Genomic DNA, 15531 nt, shown 5'->3' on the forward strand with positions numbered 1-15531 from the left:
AATGAGGTGAATAGTCTGGGTGCGACGGTGAGATGGTCAAAGACGCTCTTTAACGACGTTCATTTCCTGACCGTCGCCAATGCGATAGCAAAAGGACCCAATGAGACGAGCTCGACGGAGTTGCAGAAGCTACTCATGCTGAGTCAGCCCGCTGTCCACCGGGTGCTGCGGGACCTGGAAGACGTGCAATTATTGACGCGCTTGGACCGACAGGGCAGAACTGCCCCACAGCAGTATCGGAAAGCAGATCATCCGTTCTGGTCATCAGCGGAGATGCTGTTCTCCACCGCCAGGACAATGGAGGGATCAGCCTGATGCGTCTTGAGACCATTAGCCTGCAGTACGCAGGATCCCGAGTTCCGGGTGAGGACCTGTTCAGTCATTCCGGGAGAATCCGGTCGACCAACGTGACAATCACCTACGCGTTGGTGCGCGACGAACACGAACGACGGCTGCGCAGCGACTTCGTTTCGCTGACGGACGAGGCCTCGCTCGCTGGCCTTATGGAACTCCCGACAGACGACCTCGGTCCTGTCCCGCGGCGGTTCCGTCGAATGGTCGGACGAACGTGGATTGACGACGTGGTCGCTGTCGTAGTCGAAGACGTCGATGGGACGCCGTGGGCTACGCGTCTACTTGCCGTCCCGACCAGGCCGGTCGAAGTGGAAATCCACGCGAAACGATGGCGGGAGGGCGTAAATGCCGCCCACCATTGGAACGGTTTCGCCTCACGCGTATTGCAGTTCGACGCGCTCAGTGACGGCGAGCTGGCGATCGCAATGACGGAAGTTGGCTACTACGGGATCGGACTCAAAGTTGGTCCTGCCGGTGCGTCCCGCACGTTGGTCGGCCCCTCTCCGTTCCAGCCGAGACTATTCACCGCAGCGCGATGGAGTTTCGCCGAGACGGTGTACGACCAGTTCCGGCAGTTGACTGCCGGCTGGCTCAGTCCTCGTTCCAGATGACGACATCGGCCGGGACGGAGATAGGGCGATTGATGTACGTCTCCAGTTGCGGGTACGCGCCCAGAACTCCATTGATGAATTCGTGCCACCAGGCGTGGAGTTCGACTTGGGTCATCCCTACTGTGGCTGCGTGCATGCGCTCGAGCTCGTAGACGTTGTGCAGGTGCCCTTCGGCGCGGTCCTCGTCCATTTCGAAGAGCCTGTCGATCGAACGCCCATGGCACGCAGCACAAGAACAGGTAATTCCGGGGCGGTCGATGAACCAGACGTTGCGCATCATCTTCGACTTTGCAAAACGGCCGAGATCCGCAACGAGCATGTGAGGGGCCAAGTCGGTGGGATCCGACGCTCGTCCGCCTTTGCCTTTTGGGGTGACTCTACGGGCGCTGGGAAGGGCTCCGATCGCGGCCGCGATCGCTCCGTGGGCTCGCGCATCGAAGCCGGCCATGTCCGTGCGGTATGCAATCACGTCGTTGGTGCTTTCGATGAAGATGCTCCGGTACGCACGGAGACGTTTCCCGCTTTCAATCGGGTTCTTGCGGTCGATGAAAGCGAGCGCAACCGGGTGGCGGCTGCGGTTTATTACGGCCACGATCTGCTTGCGGAGGAAATCGTCGCTGAGCCATCCTGCGGACAAGTTCAGCAGGAAGACGACATCGTTCCGGTCGATCTCATTCGCTAGGGCCAGGGCCGCTTTAAGGGTGGCTGAGTCGCCTTTGTCAATCTGTCCGGTCGGGGTCATCGCGACGACGCTGCCATGGGCAATCGCGCTGTCTAGGATGGAGTCCAACGTCGGCGGGAACAGCTCATTCTCTTCCGCTTCGGGGATCTGAAACGGTGCGGCCACCGTAGCGACGTAGCCGCCGATTGAAGTCGGTTCGATGATCAGTGGAAGCCCGGGGTGCGTGTCGCGCAGAATCTTGGCCCGCCTGTGTCCATAGGCGCCAGAAACAACAACCGCAGACGTGTTCGGGTCGATATTCCCCGCGACCTCGAACACGTTTCCACCGGCGACATGGAATAGTCGGTCCTTGACGAACGCGCGGGCGTTTCCCCGTTCGATCGTTCGAGTCGCACGGACGAGGCCAAGACCCGTCAGGCTCGGGTTGACAATTGAACTGTAGTTATTCATCATGCACATCCAAAAAGGTTGTCGTGAATTCGGGTTCGAGCATGATGGCGCGTGTTGCAAGGGCGTCGATTGATGTGCCGGCCGCCATGAACTGGGCGATCGTCTTGCGTAGGAGCTGCGGCTGTTCGGGTTCGCGGGAGTCCGGCTCGCGGCGATGCATGCCGGATGTCGTGAGCTGGATGTTCATTGCGCGGTAGTCGTAGTCGGTCATTAGTCCCAAATCCCAGCCGCGGCGGATTAGCGCGGACAGCGAGATACCCCAACGCTTTTTGACCTCAATCAGCTCCGGGAGGGCATTGCCTTTCCACTCCGAGCGGAGGCGCTCCCCAGGGACAAGGAACTCGCTTGCGAATGCATCGGCCTGCTTCTCATGTTCGGCAGCTGCATCGCCATCGTGCATGGTGGCGTGGCCGAGCTCGTGTGCCATTGTGAATCGCTGGCGCTCGGCGGGCGCGTGGTCGGCGAGGAGGATCACCGGCGTGCCCCCGTCCGGCCATCCAGCGATTGCGTCGACTTGGAGGGATTCCAGTGGCTGGCGGATTACTACGACGCCGGCCTCTTCGAGCACTCGAGTCAGATCGGCGATCGGCTCATGCCCCAGTCCGAGGTCGGCGCGGACCAGCGCCGCGATTTCTCCAGGGGTAGTGAATCCGTCGTCGGGCAGCGGGCGCCGCTTGAGCCGCAAAGCCGGAGCGACGTCACCCAAAATTGATTCGACGCGAACATGAGAGAGCTCGAGCTCGGCGCGAACCCGGCTTAGGGCCGACTTGCTCGCGGATTTCTGACGTCGATGGAAGATACGCGCGGAAGGCACCCAAGCCGTGTCGCCGTTGAATGTGCCGATCGGCACCTGCAGGAGCGCTGCCACTGCTTCGCGGCGGTCGCGCGAAAGTTCAGCCTTGCCGCTCTCCACCTTGGAGAGAAGTGCTTGAGACATACCGGCGGCGTCCGCGAGCTCCACCTGCGTCAGCCCTCGGGCGAGGCGTAGTGTCTCCAGCAAGCTGGCGGCGGATGTATCTGCGGCGTTCATCCACCAAGAATATATCGAGATGCGGAATATGTGCAAGTACTAAATTATTCCGATCATTTTTTGGGCGGGCACGCTCGAGGATCGAGTCCAAGTCTCTGACTGTTCCGAGCTGCCGATTCTTAGATATGCATCATGGACTACCGGACCCACTTCGAATTGGACCCGTCATGGGATTAGGTACGATGTGATTGCGCCCAGTATTGCCGCACCGGCGGTTATCGTTGCGAGTACGGCCATCAGCCGAAGCGTGGTGCCCCATCCGCGGATGGCGTAGCGGATGGTCTTCCATCCCTCAGCGCTCACTTTCTGTGGCATCACTTCGAACTCCCTTCCGCCTCCGCCTCGGTTTCTTGACACCTTCTGCGGCATGATCCGCGACCTCTGTGGTGGATATAGCCGGCACGTCCTTCACTTGCTGTGCTGAAAGGCGGCGGCTGCGCTCCCCCTGAGCGGTCTTGCGAATCGCAGCCCGCGCGTCGTGCCCGAAATCACCGGTCAGCGAGTACCAGATCCGTGTCGATTTCCCTGTGGCCGATAGGGGTGCTTTGAAGGTCTCATACCTAACGTGAAGTAGTCCTTGGTTCTCGAGATCCTTGATACCGTTTTGGACGCTCTTTGGCGAGAGCCCGTACCACTGTGGTCCGTAGGCGTATGGGAGGTACATTTCATTCTTGTTGTTCGTCTCTTTTGAGATGATCAGCAACATCGCGAGCCCGGGAAGAGAGAGCTTCGCGAATACATCCTCATGCCAGAACGCGTCCGGGACGATGAAGTACATGTTGTACCGGTCACGTCGGCCTGCCGGAGCGTCGTAAGGCTCCTTCCCGTCCTCTCGCCTTGGGACGACACGGCGCGCTCGACCCTCTCGCTTGCGTTGGACTTCGACGAGTCCCATCTCAGCAAGGTCCGCCCAGGCCCGTGACAACGTCGACGGCGACCACGTCAGAGCTCCAGGTGCGGTCAACGCCCGGATCCACGCGGCCCCAGGCAACGGTCTGCGGTTCTCTGCCAACCACGGCCAAGCAGTGAGCACCAGCAGATAAAGAAGTAAAGCGCGGTGACGACGTGCGTGCACTGCCTGGCCGACGGTACTCCCGAGGTCTTCCTTGTTTTTCACATCCGCCCAGGGCTTCTGAACCAGCACGTGTCGAAGGGCGACGTAACCGCGTGCTGAAAGGCGCGTAATCTCCGCACGCGTCTCCTCGGGAGATATTTCTTCTGCTGCCGCTGTGGCTGCTTTCGTTTCAAGTTCCATGGCATCAGTATGACCACTCTTGGGAATACGGGTTGTGGGAGCATCCCCCCTCGACTTGCGGTCTCGCGCCACCCAATGCGACACGTCAATGCGATGCCAGGTGCGATGCACACTGCGACACATTGCAATGCGCATACGCGAGAAGTCGCCAGTGTGCGTCTCGGATGACGCCCTGAGCGCCCTCATCGCGAGATCAAGATTTGCTTGTGCCACCGTGCTCGTCCGCGTGTCGCCGGAAGCGGGGACACCTGGGGTTGCTCACTCCTCCCGCGCCCGACCCTGCGCCGGGTCTCTCGACCGACCGAGAAACCGGCTCACACCGCGACCCGGCGAGCTCGTGCCGTTGGTCTGCCGGAATAGGTTCGGAACCGGCGTGGCGATCGCCGCCTGCGTTGCCCACACGGTTGACGTGTCCGAGTAGGTCGACTGGCCCTGCTCGACTGGGCCCGAGTCCTCAGGCCAGACGACTCACTGCATAAGCTCCCGCACACTCACGGGGCCTCTGGCGTCGGGGAGCACCCAAGGCCCCACCAGATTGCATCCCTTCCAACACCCGCACAAACACCGGCTAGTCGACCATCGCGTCATCATGGATCGTCCAGTACGCCGTCTTCGCAGGCTCCGTCCGCTTCGAAAGCCGTGATCTTCTGGCCTAGCCCGTCCTGCTTTTCTCGTTCTTATCGTCGTCTTCTTGTACTTTGCTTCTGATCTAGCTTCTGTACTTTCCTTCTTGTTCTCTCTTTCTTACACTTCTTCCTCTTTCCCTGTCCCACCACTACCCCTTTACTTCCCAACCCCCCACACAAAGCCGTTGGGTGTGGGGGGTTGGGAAGCGAGCGCAGCGAGGGGGTCGCGGTGGGACAGGGAAAGAGGGCCCCTACCTATTCGTTTGGGTATTCGCTCTCAACGAATACCCAAACGAATACCCAAACGAATAGGCAGCCCCGAATTGGGCCTCCAAGAGAACGCGATTTCGGTTTCAAATTGGCGTGACGAAATCGGCGTCAAGCCATTGTCAAGCCAGCGCGCCATGCCCCCACTCGCACACTGATCGTCGTCCCATCGTCGGAAAACTGCATTCACGACAGGGCACGCAACCGGTCCTCCGCGGCGATGCCGGCGGCGACCCCGATATGCATCCCGTCACCGACGACGTGAGGCATATGTCGGTGGCCAGGTCCTTGCCACGGACGCATTGGATACCAAAGCGGATGCGTGTCGGGCGGACGCTACGATCCCTGAAGCTCCGTCAAGCCGCCGAGAGAGTTATCCACAGGGCACCTCTAACGGGCAGTCGGGCTTGGATGGTCCGTGGCGCTGGTCACTCTCCGATGACGGATGCAGTGTCGGTCGTCCTGGATAGCGTGAGCCTTGAGCGAAACCGCGAGCAGGTGCACCCTTGAGATCGAGATCGCCGCTGACGGGCACTGTCTCGGCGGTCGCACTCGTCCGACTGGAAGGCTGGGCTGATTACGCATGGCATCGATCACCTCGTACACGACCGCAGCCGGCAAGCGCTACCGGGTGCGGTACCGCCGACCCGACCACACGCAGACGGACAAGCGCGGGTTCAAGACGAAGAGGGAGGCCGAGCTCTTCACCGCGACCGTCGAGATTGCCATGGCGAGGGGCGAGTACGTCGAGGCCTCCGCCGCCAAGGTCACCATTGGCACTCTGGGAGCTGACTGGCTCGCTTCGCAGACGCACCTGAAGCCATCCTCCCTCCGTCCCATCGAGATCGCCTGGCGGCTCTACGTGGCGCCGCGCTGGGCGAGGATCTCCGTTAGCGGGGTCCGCCATAGCGACGTCCAGGCCTGGGTGTCGACGATGACGGGCACGCGGGGCGCCACGACGGTGATCCGGGCCTTCGGAGTCCTGGCATCGATTCTGGACGTCGCGGTCCGTGATAAGCGCATTTCCACGAATCCCGCCCGGGGCGTGAACCTCCCCCGGAAGCCCAAGAGGGAGCATCGGTATCTCACTCACGAGGAGGTGGTGCGCCTCGCCGACAATTCCGGCGACCACCGCACGCTACTGCTCGTGCTCGCGTACACGGGGCTCCGCTGGGGCGAAGCCATCGGCTTGCGCGTGCGAGACGTCGACCTGGTCCGGAACCGGATCTCCGTCAGCGTGAACGCCGTCGAAGTCGGCGGAATCATCGAGGTCGGGACGCCGAAATCCGACAAGCGCCGCACAGTCGTGTTTCCGGCATTCCTCACCAAGTCCCTGCTCGAGGACATCGCCGGTAAGGGCCCCAACGATCTGCTCTTCTCCGACAGCGCCGGGGAGCACCTCCGGCGAACACGCGTCAGCAGCGGCTCGAGGTCGTGGTTCAAGACCGCCCTCGTTGCCTCCGACCTGCCCGCGATGACCCTGCACGACCTACGCCACACGGCCGCCTCGTTGGCGATCGCGTCGGGAGCGAACGTGAAGGCGGTGCAGCGGATGCTCGGTCACGCGTCCGCGGCGATGACCCTGGACGTCTATGCCGACCTCTTCGATGACGATTTAGACGCCGTTGCGGTGGGCCTCAACCACGCCGCAGCTCCAGCAATTGTGGGCAAAATGTGGGCAAACCCACCCGGACCATGAAAAAGACCCCCGGACTTCCCCGTAATTACGCGGATCTCGGGGGCCTTACAGTGCGGAGACGGTGGGATTTGAACCCACGGTACCCCGTGAAGGGTACTCCACCTTAGCAGGGTGGTGCACTAAGCCGTACTATGCGACGTCTCCTTGGCGCCTGCGCAGAATTCACCGAGCAAACACACGAGTGTAATCATAACCGTACCGGCGGCATCCGTTTGCACGGGTGCCCGAAGGCCCGCGCCTACTGGTTGTTGAGGGTGCGGCCGACGGAGCAGGTCAGCTCCCCGGCGGTCTGGCCGGTCGCCGACTCCGACAGGGTCGTGGCGTCCGTCGGGGTGGGGATCGGGGTGGCACCGGCGGATGCCGTGGGATCGGGCGTCGCGGAAGCATCCGTCGTCGCGGCGGGCGTCGGAGTCGCGGTCGCGCTCGGGTCGAGCGTCGCGCCCCGCCCCGTTGTGCCGCCGAGCTTGAGGGCCTTGTCGGCCGCGACCGCGGTGAAGAGTTCCTTGAAGTCGGGCTGGAGCGGGAGCACTCCGCCGGTCGTGCCGCCGGTGGGCACCTGCACGAAGACGACCTGGTTCAGGTCGATGTCCTTGAGCGCGACCGCGATCGACGCGATCACGGAGACGTTGTTGAGGCTATCGGAGAGCTTCATGTTGGCGGTCACGGCCTTCGCGAGCGAATACACCTTGAGCGGGTCCGACAGCGTGCTCGCGCTCTTGATGGTGCGCACCAGGGCCGACATGAAGACCTGCTGGTTGTTGATCCGGGTGAGGTCGCTGCCGTCGCCCACACCGTGGCGGGTACGGAGGAACTGCAGGGCCGCAACACCCTCGAGGGTGTGCATGCCGGGCTTGAGGAAGGTGCCGGTGTACTCGTCCTGGATCTCCTCGGCGACACAGACCGGTACGCCGCCGACAGCGGTGGACATGGCCATCACGCCGCTGAACTGGACCTCGGCCGCGAAGGGGATGGTCAGGCCGGTGAGCTTCTCCACGGTGAGCACCGTGCAGGCGAGCCCGCCGTACGTGAGCGTGGTGTTGATCTTCTGGCGGCTCATCGAATTGAACGTGCCGCCGCTCGGGTCGGGGCAGGCCGGGATCGGCACGAACATGTCGCGCGGGAAGCTGATCACCGACGCGTTGGTGTGGTCCTGCGAGATGTGCAGGAGCATGGTGACGTCGTTGAGGTCGCCGGTGGAGTCCTCCGGGCCGAACGACGGGTCCTGGCCCTTGCGGCTGTCACTGCCGACGATGAGGAGGTTGACGCCGCCTGTGATGGCGCCGATCTGCGGGACGGGGCCGTTCGTCTCGTTGGCGAGGTGCACACCGGGCTGCGCGCTCGATGCGACGTCGAGGGTGGCGATCGCGGCGACGGAGACGCCGCTGACGAGCACGACGGCCATGGCCGCTGCGAGGAACTTGACGACGGTGACGACCGGGTTCGAGTGCTTCAACCGGCCGTGCCGCGCGATGGTGCTGAGCTTGTGGGATCGTGCGGAACGGAGTCTCGGTTGGTCGCTCACTCAGATCCCTTCTGTGGTGCCGGCCGGGTAACGGGTTCGTGCGGAGGGCGTGGGATTCGAACCCACGAGACATTTCTGTCCACCAGTTTTCAAGACTGGCTCCATCGGCCGCTCGGACAGCCCTCCCATTCGCGGCCCGGTCCGGCGAAGAACGCCCGGTCGACAACACACGAATACCGACCGATTCTAGCCGATCGCGCCTTCCTCACCCTGCCAGCAGGCTGGGACGCCCGCAGCGAGGCGGTTCGGAGGGGTGCCGGAGCGGCGTCAGAGTGACGCGAGAACCGTGGCGAGGCCGTCGTCGAGCACGGCTCCCGTGATCTCCCCGGCCGCCGCGAGCACCTCATGGGGGGACTGGCCCATGGCAACGCCGCGGCCCTCGAGCCCGGCCCACTCGAGCATCTCGATGTCGTTGCGTCCGTCACCGACGGCCATCACCCGGGCACGGGGGATGTCCAGCTCGGCTCGGACCCGCTCCATTGCGGTGGCCTTGTTGACGCCGTCGGGCGCGATGTCGAGCCACGCGGTCCAGCCGATCGAGTAGCTCACCCGGTTGAGGCCCATCTGCTCGACGACCTGCAGGAAGTCTTCCATCTCGTGGTCAGGCGAGATGACGACGACGCGGGTGGCCTCGTGGCGGAGCAGCTCGTCGAACTCGACGTGTTCACTGTCGAGGCCGATGGTGGCATCCGGGAAGGGTTCGGTGTACCGGTAGAAGCCGTGCTCGTCTTCGACGGCGTAGCGTGCGTCGCCGAGGTGCGAGCGGATCGAGAGCAGCACCTCGCTCGGGTCGAAGGTCTCGACCCATTCGCGGCGATACCCGGTCGGCGCGGTCAGGTCCCGGCGCAGGGTGATCGCACCATTAGAGCAGACCACGTAGCGGGGCGTGATGTCGAGGCGCTCGAGCACCGGCAGGGTGGCCGCCGTCGAACGACCGGTTGCGAGCATGATCTCGTGCCCGGAGCGGGTGAGCCGCTGTACCTCTTCGAGCACGGCGGGGCTGATCGAACCGTCTTCGTGCACGGTGGTTCCGTCGATGTCGAGGGCGACGAGCCAGGGCGAGACGGTCGCGGTCATCGGATCGGCTCGAGGACTTCGAGGCCGCCGAGCCAGGGCCGCAGCGCCTCGGGGACGAGCACCGAGCCATCCGCTCGCTGGTGCGTCTCGAGAATCGCGACGATCCAACGCGTGGTCGCGAGGGTGCCGTTGAGGGTGGCGACCGGCGCGGTCTTGCCCGATTCGGTGCGATAGCGGATGTCCAGACGTCGGGCCTGGTACGTGGTGCAGTTGCTCGTGCTGGTCAGCTCGCGGTAGGCGTTCTGGGTGGGCACCCACGCCTCGATGTCGAATTTGCGGGCCGCGCTCGACCCGAGGTCGCCCGCTGCGACGTCGATCACGCGGTAGCTGAGACCGAGGGACTGCAGCATGCCCTCCTGCAGGGCGACGAGGCGGTCGTGCTCTGCCTCGGCGTTCTCGGGGAGGACGTAGGTGAACATCTCGAGCTTGTTGAACTGGTGCACCCGGATGATGCCGCGAGTGTCCTTGCCGCCGGAGCCGGCCTCGCGGCGGTAACAGGTGGACCAGCCGGCGTAGCGCAGCGGGCCATCATTCAGGTCGAGGATCTCGTCGGAGTGGTACCCGGCGAGCGCAACCTCGCTCGTGCCGGTGAGGTAGAGGTCGTCTGCGGGAAGGTAGTAGATCTCGTCGGCGTGCTCGCCGAGGAAGCCGGTGCCGTCCATGATCTCCGGGCGGACGAGCGTGGGCGTGATCAGGGGGATGAACCCGGCCTGGAGCGCGCGGTCGAGGGCCATGTTCATCAGGGCGATCTCGAGCCGGGCTCCGATGCCGCGCATGAAGTAGAAGCGCGCTCCGGACACCTTCGCGCCGCGGGCCATGTCGATCGCGCCGAGCATTTCGCCCAGCTCGAGGTGATCGCGGGCCTCGAAGTCGAAGGTGGGGATCTCGCCGTGGGTGCGGAGCGTGGTGAAGTTCTCCTCGCCTCCGGCCGGGACGCCGTCGATGATGGGATTGGCGAGGGTGCGGACGATCCCGGTGAAGTCCGCCTCGGCATCCGTCGCGGTCGCCGCAGCGGCCTTGACCCGGGCGGCGAGGGCCTGGGCCTCGGCGACGAGGGCCTTCTTCTCGGCGGGGGGCGCGCTCGCGACCTGCTTGCCGAACTGGTTCTGGGCGGCGCGCAGGTCTTCGTAGGCCTTGATCGAGGTGCGCCTGGCCGTGTCCGCGGCGAGCGCGGCGTCGACAGCTTCGACCGAAGCGCCCCGCGCCTTCTGCGAACGCTTGATCAGATCGGGATTCTCTCGCAGCAGTACAGGATCAATCACCGTGCCAGTCTACAAGCGCCCGCCGGAGCGCCTTGCTAGCCTTACCCCGTGAATACTCCCGGTGAGACTCCGAGCGGCCGTCGAGCGGCCGTCGTGTACAACCCGATCAAGGTTGACGTGGTCAAGCTCCGCGCGAGCGTCGCAGCGGCGGAGTCCGCCGCCGGGTGGTCGGGCACGGTGTGGCTGTCGACGACCGAGACGGATGCCGGTCAGCGGGCGACCCGGACGGCGATCGAACAAGGGGCATCCGTGGTGCTCGCGGCGGGAGGGGACGGCACCGTGCGCGCGGTCGCCGAGGCCCTGCGCGACACGGGCGTTGCCCTCGCGATCGTGCCGGCCGGCACGGGGAACCTGTTGGCCCGAAACCTGGCGCTGCCGCTCGCGAGCCTCGATGCGGCGGTGGAGATCGCGTTCGGCGGCGTGGACCGGGCGATCGACCTCGGCGTCGCAGTGCTCACCGACACCGAGGGTAAGAAAGCCGAACACGTCTTCCTGGTGATGGCCGGCCTCGGGCTCGATGCCCAGATGATCGCCAACACGAGCGCCGATCTCAAGAAACAGGTCGGCTGGCTCGCGTATGTCGATGCCGGAATGCGGGTGATCCCGAAGTCGAAGCCATTCCGCATCCGTTATAGCCTCGAGGGTCGCACCGACCGGCCGGCGCACGTGAGCACGATCCTGGTCGCGAACTGCGGTGTCCTGCCGGGCAACATCCAGTTCCTGCCCGATGCCCAGGTGGACGACGGGATTCTCGACATCGCCGTGCTGCAGCCCAAGGGCGTCCTCGGCTGGCTGACCATCTGGCGCAGGGTGACGTGGGAGAACGGCGTGCTGCGCCGCTCCGCGGTCGGGCGCAGGATCATCGCCCAGAGCGAGTCGAGCAACGAACGGGTGATGACGACGCTTCGGGGTTCACGGATCAGGATCGTGCTCGAGCACCCGCAGGAGTTCGAGATCGACGGCGACGAGTTCGGCCCGGTGCGCGCCGTCTCCCTGCGTGCCGACCCCGGCGCGCTCACCGTGCGGATGCCCGCACCCGCTTCCGCGTAACGCCCCCCCGGCCCCGCCCTACTCCGCCTGCGTTCCTGCTCGCGAGAGTACACTTTTGGCCCTTAAACCACGCGGTTTGAGGGCCAAAAGTGTACTCTCGCGGACCGAAGGAGACCGGGGAGCGGCGCGGCGGGGCGCGGGGCGGGGGTGGCGGGTCAGGCGCCGCGGAGGAGGGCGTCGAGCCAGGCGCGCGCGCCGATGTAGACGTCGTCGTCGTAGCGCTTGGTGTACTCGTTCTGCTGCAGGTCGGCCCGGGGGTACGAGCCGAGGAAGATCACCTTCGGGCTGAACCGGCGCAGGCCGAGCAGGGCGTCGGCGACGCGTTCGTCGTGGATGTGCCCGTCGGCGTCGATCACGAACCGGTAGCGACCGAGCGCGTCGCCGATCGGACGCGACTGGATCAGCGAAAGGTTGACCCCGCGGGTCGCGAACTGCTCGAGCAATTCGAGGAGCGCCCCCGCGCGGTCCTCCGGCAGCTCGACGATGAGGCTCGTCTTGTCCGCACCGGTGCGTTCCGGGATCACGGTCGTGCGGCTGACCAGCACGAACCGGGTGACGGCGTTCGGGTTGTCACCGATGTCGGTGGCGAGAACCGTGAGGTCGAGATGGTTCTCGATCCCCGGAGGGGCGACCGCGGCATCCGCCTGTTCGGTCTCGAGCAGTGAGGCCGGCGCCGCCACATTGCTCGAGGCGGGGATGTGGCCGTGGTGCGGAACGTTCGTCTCGAGCCAGTTCCGGCACTGGGCGTATGCGACCGGATGCGCGGCGACGATCTTCACGTCGGCAAGCGTCGTGCCCGGCCTGGCCACGAGCACGAAGTTCACCGGCACGAGATACTCGCCGATGATCCGGAGGTCCGGCACCTTCGCGAGCGCGTCCTGGGTGGCGGACACGCCGCCGTCGACGGAATTCTCGATCGCGATCATCGCGGCGACGCTGCGACCGGAGACGACGTCGGCGAGCGCCTCGCCCACGTTGTTGACGGAGCGCCAGGCCTGGCCGCGCGCCTCGGGCACCTGGGCGAGTGCCGCCTCGGTGAAGGTGCCCGCCGGCCCCAGGAAGCTGTAGCTGGCTTTGCGCGTCTCGGACATGGCTCACAGCCTACTTGCAGTGCCAGACTGGGGACATGAATGAACGTGCGGGCACTCCGGCCCTGGAATCAGACCTGATCGATGTCGACGCGCTGATCAAGGCGTACTACGACCTGAAACCCGATGTGACCGTGCCCGCCCAACGGGTGGCATTCGGCACCTCCGGGCACCGTGGCAGTTCGCTGAACACGGCCTTCAACGAGAACCACATCATCGCGACGACGCAGGCCATCGTCGAGTACCGCACCAATCAGGGCATCACGGGCCCCCTTTTCATCGGGACGGACCCGCACGCGCTGAGCGCCCCGGCGTACACGACGGCGCTCGAAGTGCTCGTCGGCAACGGCGTGCGCGTGCTCGTCGACGAGTTCGACGACTACGTGCCCACCCCGTCGCTCTCGCACGCGATCCTCGCCTACAACCGGGCAGGGAACACCGATGAGGCCGACGGCATCGTCGTCACCCCCAGCCACAACCCCCCGACCGACGGCGGCTTCAAGTACAACCCCCCGCACGGTGGACCGGCCGACAGCGACGCCACCTCCTGGATCGCCGCGCGCGCCAACGAGCTCATCGCCGGCGGACTCGTCGACGTGAAGATGAGCGAACCGAGCGCGGTCGAGACCTACGACTTCCGCGGTGCGTACGTGAACGACCTCGAGAACATCATCGACATGGCCGCCATCAAGGCGAGCGGCATCCGCATCGGCGCAGACCCCCTCGGCGGCGCGAGCGTCGGCTACTGGGGAGCGATCCGCGACCGCTACGAGCTCAATCTCACCGTCACGAACCCCAAGGTCGACCCGACCTGGCGCTTCATGACCCTGGACTGGGACTCCAAGATCCGGATGGACCCGTCGAGCCCCTCCGCGATGGCCTCGGTCATCGCCCACAAGGACGACTTCGACATCCTCACCGGCAACGACGCCGACGCCGACCGGCACGGCATCGTCACGCCGGACGGCGGCCTGATGAACCCGAACCACTTCCTCGCCGTCGCGATCGACTACCTCTACAGCCACCGCGAGGGCTGGCGCGCTGACGCCGCGATCGGCAAGACGCTCGTCTCCTCGACGATGATCGACCGGGTCGCCGGCTTCCTCGGCCGCGACCTCTGGGAGGTGCCGGTCGGGTTCAAGTGGTTCGTGCCCGGGCTCATCGACGGTTCGGTCGCGTTCGGCGGCGAGGAGAGCGCCGGTGCGAGCTTCGTGCGCTTCGACGGCACGGTCTGGACGACGGACAAGGACGGTATCCTGCTGGCCCTGCTCGCCTCCGAGATCCTCGCCGTCACCGGCAAGAGCCCGAGCCAGCGCTACGCCGAACTCGTCGAGCACTTCGGCGACCCGGCGTACGCCCGGGTGGATGCCGCGGCGACGCCCGCGCAGAAGGCCCAGCTCGGCAAGCTCGACGGCGACGCGATCACCGCGACCGAACTCGCCGGCGAGAAGATCCTCGCGAAGCTCAGCCACGCCCCAGGCAACGGGGCCGCGATCGGCGGCCTCAAGGTCGTCACCGAGAACGCCTGGTTCGCCGCCCGGCCGAGCGGCACAGAGGACGTCTACAAGATCTACGCCGAGTCCTTCAAGGGCCCGGAGCACCTCCGCCAGGTGCAGCTCGAGGCGAAGGCGATCGTCGACGCCGCCATCGCGTAGACATTTTCGTAGACGGATGCCGTCGCGCACGTTCGCCGGTCGGCGGGCGCGGGCGGCGGCATCCGTCGTGTGACGCGGCCGGTGGTTAGGGGATGCTCCAGTAGTACGCGGTGGCGCCCGGGTGCTTCACGGTGATCGCGTAGTCGACGGAACGGTAGTCGGTGTCGTCGGTGTGGCCTGCGTAGTAGATGACGATGTCGTCGCCGCTGCCCTCGATGCGGGTCACGACGCCGGTGTGGTCGCGGTCGCCCGAGTTGTCCCAGTCGAACTGCACGACGTCGCCGACCTTGACCTGGTCGCGCTGCTGGTCGGTGAGCGCGGTCGCACGCCCAGAGCTCGCGAGGTAGTTGCGGAACGCGGTCGAGCTGACCCAGGCGTTCGAGTGGGTGAAGGACGAGCCGGTGCCCTTGGACCACCAGCTGCCGTCCATGGCCCAGCCGCGCTGGATCAGGGACTGGCTCGTGAAGTTGACGCAGTCGTTGTCGGTGACGACGCCGTAGTCCGCCGTGTTGTAGTTCGTCCAGTGCGCGATCATGTAGTCGACCTGGGCCTGCACTCCGCCGGTCGAAGCCGCCGCGACGGGGGCGGGCGCGGCGGTCGTCACGGGCGCCGGAGCGGGTGTCGGCGTTGCGGTCGCGACAGGCGCGGTGTCGACGGCGACGGGAGCACCGGCATCCGCCGGCGTCGCCCGAGGGGTCGCGGTGTCTGTGGGGGTCACCGATGTGGCGATCTCCGCTCGCGCCGAGTCTGAATCGTCGTCGCCCCAGGATGCGACGGCGGCGGTGCCGATCACGAGAGCAGCGAACGCGAGCGCGGCTGCGCTGATGCGAAAGCGTCGGGTGAACTGCACGAATTCCTCGTCTCATTTGGGGGGGGGATATATCCAGATAATCACACTTCAAT

The 15531-nt window shown here is 65.2% G+C and carries 13 protein-coding genes and 2 tRNA genes; 5 read left to right on the forward strand and 10 right to left on the reverse strand.

Annotated features, from left to right (window positions below):
* The first annotated feature begins 6 nt into the window (after window positions 1-6).
* The gene (locus RHM57_RS16690; protein ID WP_322188854.1) at window positions 7-315 is read left to right on the forward strand and encodes a helix-turn-helix domain-containing protein; all 309 of its coding nucleotides are present in this window, start codon (window positions 7-9) and stop codon (window positions 313-315) included.
* Window positions 315-965 (forward strand): hypothetical protein, encoded by a 651-nt coding sequence (locus RHM57_RS16695; protein ID WP_322188856.1) that lies wholly within the window; start codon window positions 315-317, stop codon window positions 963-965. Before RHM57_RS16690 ends, RHM57_RS16695 begins: the two co-directional genes overlap by 1 nt.
* On the opposite strand, the gene RHM57_RS16700 is transcribed toward RHM57_RS16695, so the two are convergent.
* From RHM57_RS16700 to RHM57_RS16710, 3 genes are all read right to left on the reverse strand, one after another.
* Window positions 946-2100 (reverse strand): hypothetical protein, encoded by a 1155-nt coding sequence (locus tag RHM57_RS16700; RefSeq protein WP_322188858.1) that lies wholly within the window; start codon window positions 2098-2100, stop codon window positions 946-948. The genes RHM57_RS16695 and RHM57_RS16700 overlap by 20 nt on opposite strands.
* The gene (locus RHM57_RS16705) at window positions 2090-3127 is read right to left on the reverse strand and encodes an ImmA/IrrE family metallo-endopeptidase (protein ID WP_322188860.1); all 1038 of its coding nucleotides are present in this window, start codon (window positions 3125-3127) and stop codon (window positions 2090-2092) included. The genes RHM57_RS16700 and RHM57_RS16705 overlap by 11 nt, the downstream gene beginning before the upstream one ends.
* A 292-nt stretch (window positions 3128-3419) precedes the next feature.
* Window positions 3420-4382, reverse strand: a complete 963-nt coding sequence (locus RHM57_RS16710) for a hypothetical protein (protein WP_322188862.1) — start codon at window positions 4380-4382, stop codon at window positions 3420-3422.
* 1476 nt (window positions 4383-5858) lie between these two features.
* Here RHM57_RS16710 and RHM57_RS16715 point away from each other — a divergent pair.
* Window positions 5859-6974, forward strand: coding sequence for a tyrosine-type recombinase/integrase (locus tag RHM57_RS16715; RefSeq protein WP_322188863.1), 1116 nt, complete (start codon window positions 5859-5861; stop codon window positions 6972-6974).
* Window positions 6975-7027: 53 nt separating this feature from the next.
* Here the strand turns inward: RHM57_RS16715 and RHM57_RS16720 are convergent.
* The 5 genes from RHM57_RS16720 to serS all read right to left on the reverse strand — a co-directional run bounded on the left by RHM57_RS16720 (window position 7028) and on the right by serS (window position 10835).
* Window positions 7028-7118: transfer RNA gene (locus tag RHM57_RS16720), tRNA-Ser, on the reverse strand.
* Between the two features lie 94 nt (window positions 7119-7212).
* Window positions 7213-8496 carry an LCP family protein gene (locus RHM57_RS16725; RefSeq protein ID WP_241975523.1) on the reverse strand — a complete coding sequence of 428 codons (1284 nt, stop codon included), beginning with the start codon at window positions 8494-8496 and terminating at the stop codon, window positions 7213-7215.
* 41 nt (window positions 8497-8537) lie between these two features.
* Window positions 8538-8622 (reverse strand) — tRNA-Ser (locus tag RHM57_RS16730).
* Window positions 8623-8763: 141 nt separating this feature from the next.
* The gene (locus RHM57_RS16735) at window positions 8764-9573 is read right to left on the reverse strand and encodes an HAD family hydrolase (RefSeq protein WP_134449151.1); all 810 of its coding nucleotides are present in this window, start codon (window positions 9571-9573) and stop codon (window positions 8764-8766) included.
* On the reverse strand, window positions 9570-10835 hold the full coding sequence (serS, locus tag RHM57_RS16740; protein WP_134449152.1) for a serine--tRNA ligase: 1266 nt from the start codon (window positions 10833-10835) through the stop codon (window positions 9570-9572). Before serS ends, RHM57_RS16735 begins: the two co-directional genes overlap by 4 nt.
* 48 nt (window positions 10836-10883) lie before the next feature.
* Here serS and RHM57_RS16745 point away from each other — a divergent pair, with 48 nt between their 5' ends.
* Window positions 10884-11885, forward strand: a complete 1002-nt coding sequence (locus tag RHM57_RS16745) for a diacylglycerol/lipid kinase family protein (RefSeq protein ID WP_322188864.1) — start codon at window positions 10884-10886, stop codon at window positions 11883-11885.
* Window positions 11886-12040: 155 nt separating this feature from the next.
* On the opposite strand, the gene pheA is transcribed toward RHM57_RS16745, so the two are convergent.
* Window positions 12041-12976, reverse strand: coding sequence for a prephenate dehydratase (gene pheA, locus RHM57_RS16750; RefSeq protein ID WP_134449154.1), 936 nt, complete (start codon window positions 12974-12976; stop codon window positions 12041-12043).
* 35 nt (window positions 12977-13011) lie between these two features.
* On the opposite strand from pheA, the gene pgm reads away from it, so the two are divergent.
* Entirely contained in the window at window positions 13012-14628 is a 1617-nt protein-coding gene (gene pgm, locus RHM57_RS16755) for a phosphoglucomutase (alpha-D-glucose-1,6-bisphosphate-dependent) (protein ID WP_134562115.1), read from the forward strand.
* An 85-nt stretch (window positions 14629-14713) separates the two neighbouring features.
* Here the strand turns inward: pgm and RHM57_RS16760 are convergent, their stop codons facing one another.
* Entirely contained in the window at window positions 14714-15478 is a 765-nt protein-coding gene (locus RHM57_RS16760; RefSeq protein ID WP_134449156.1) for an amidase domain-containing protein, read from the reverse strand.
* Window positions 15479-15531 lie beyond the last annotated feature (53 nt).

Source organism: Cryobacterium sp. 10S3, from assembly GCF_034344045.1.
In the GTDB taxonomy this organism is placed as follows: Bacteria; Actinomycetota; Actinomycetes; order Actinomycetales; family Microbacteriaceae; genus Cryobacterium; species Cryobacterium glucosi.

Bases quoted from the DNA above. Each gene is read 5' to 3' on its own strand.
- RHM57_RS16695 (WP_322188856.1), top strand. From the start codon at position 315: ATGCGTCTTGAGACCATTAGCCTGCAGTACGCAGGATCCCGAGTTCCG.
- RHM57_RS16700 (WP_322188858.1), bottom strand. From the start codon at position 2,100: ATGATGAATAACTACAGTTCAATTGTCAACCCGAGCCTGACGGGTCTT.
- RHM57_RS16705 (WP_322188860.1), bottom strand. From the start codon at position 3,127: ATGAACGCCGCAGATACATCCGCCGCCAGCTTGCTGGAGACACTACGC.
- RHM57_RS16710 (WP_322188862.1), bottom strand. From the start codon at position 4,382: ATGGAACTTGAAACGAAAGCAGCCACAGCGGCAGCAGAAGAAATATCT.
- RHM57_RS16715 (WP_322188863.1), top strand. From the start codon at position 5,859: ATGGCATCGATCACCTCGTACACGACCGCAGCCGGCAAGCGCTACCGG.
- RHM57_RS16735 (WP_134449151.1), bottom strand. From the start codon at position 9,573: ATGACCGCGACCGTCTCGCCCTGGCTCGTCGCCCTCGACATCGACGGA.
- pheA (WP_134449154.1), bottom strand. From the start codon at position 12,976: ATGTCCGAGACGCGCAAAGCCAGCTACAGCTTCCTGGGGCCGGCGGGC.
- pgm (WP_134562115.1), top strand. From the start codon at position 13,012: ATGAATGAACGTGCGGGCACTCCGGCCCTGGAATCAGACCTGATCGAT.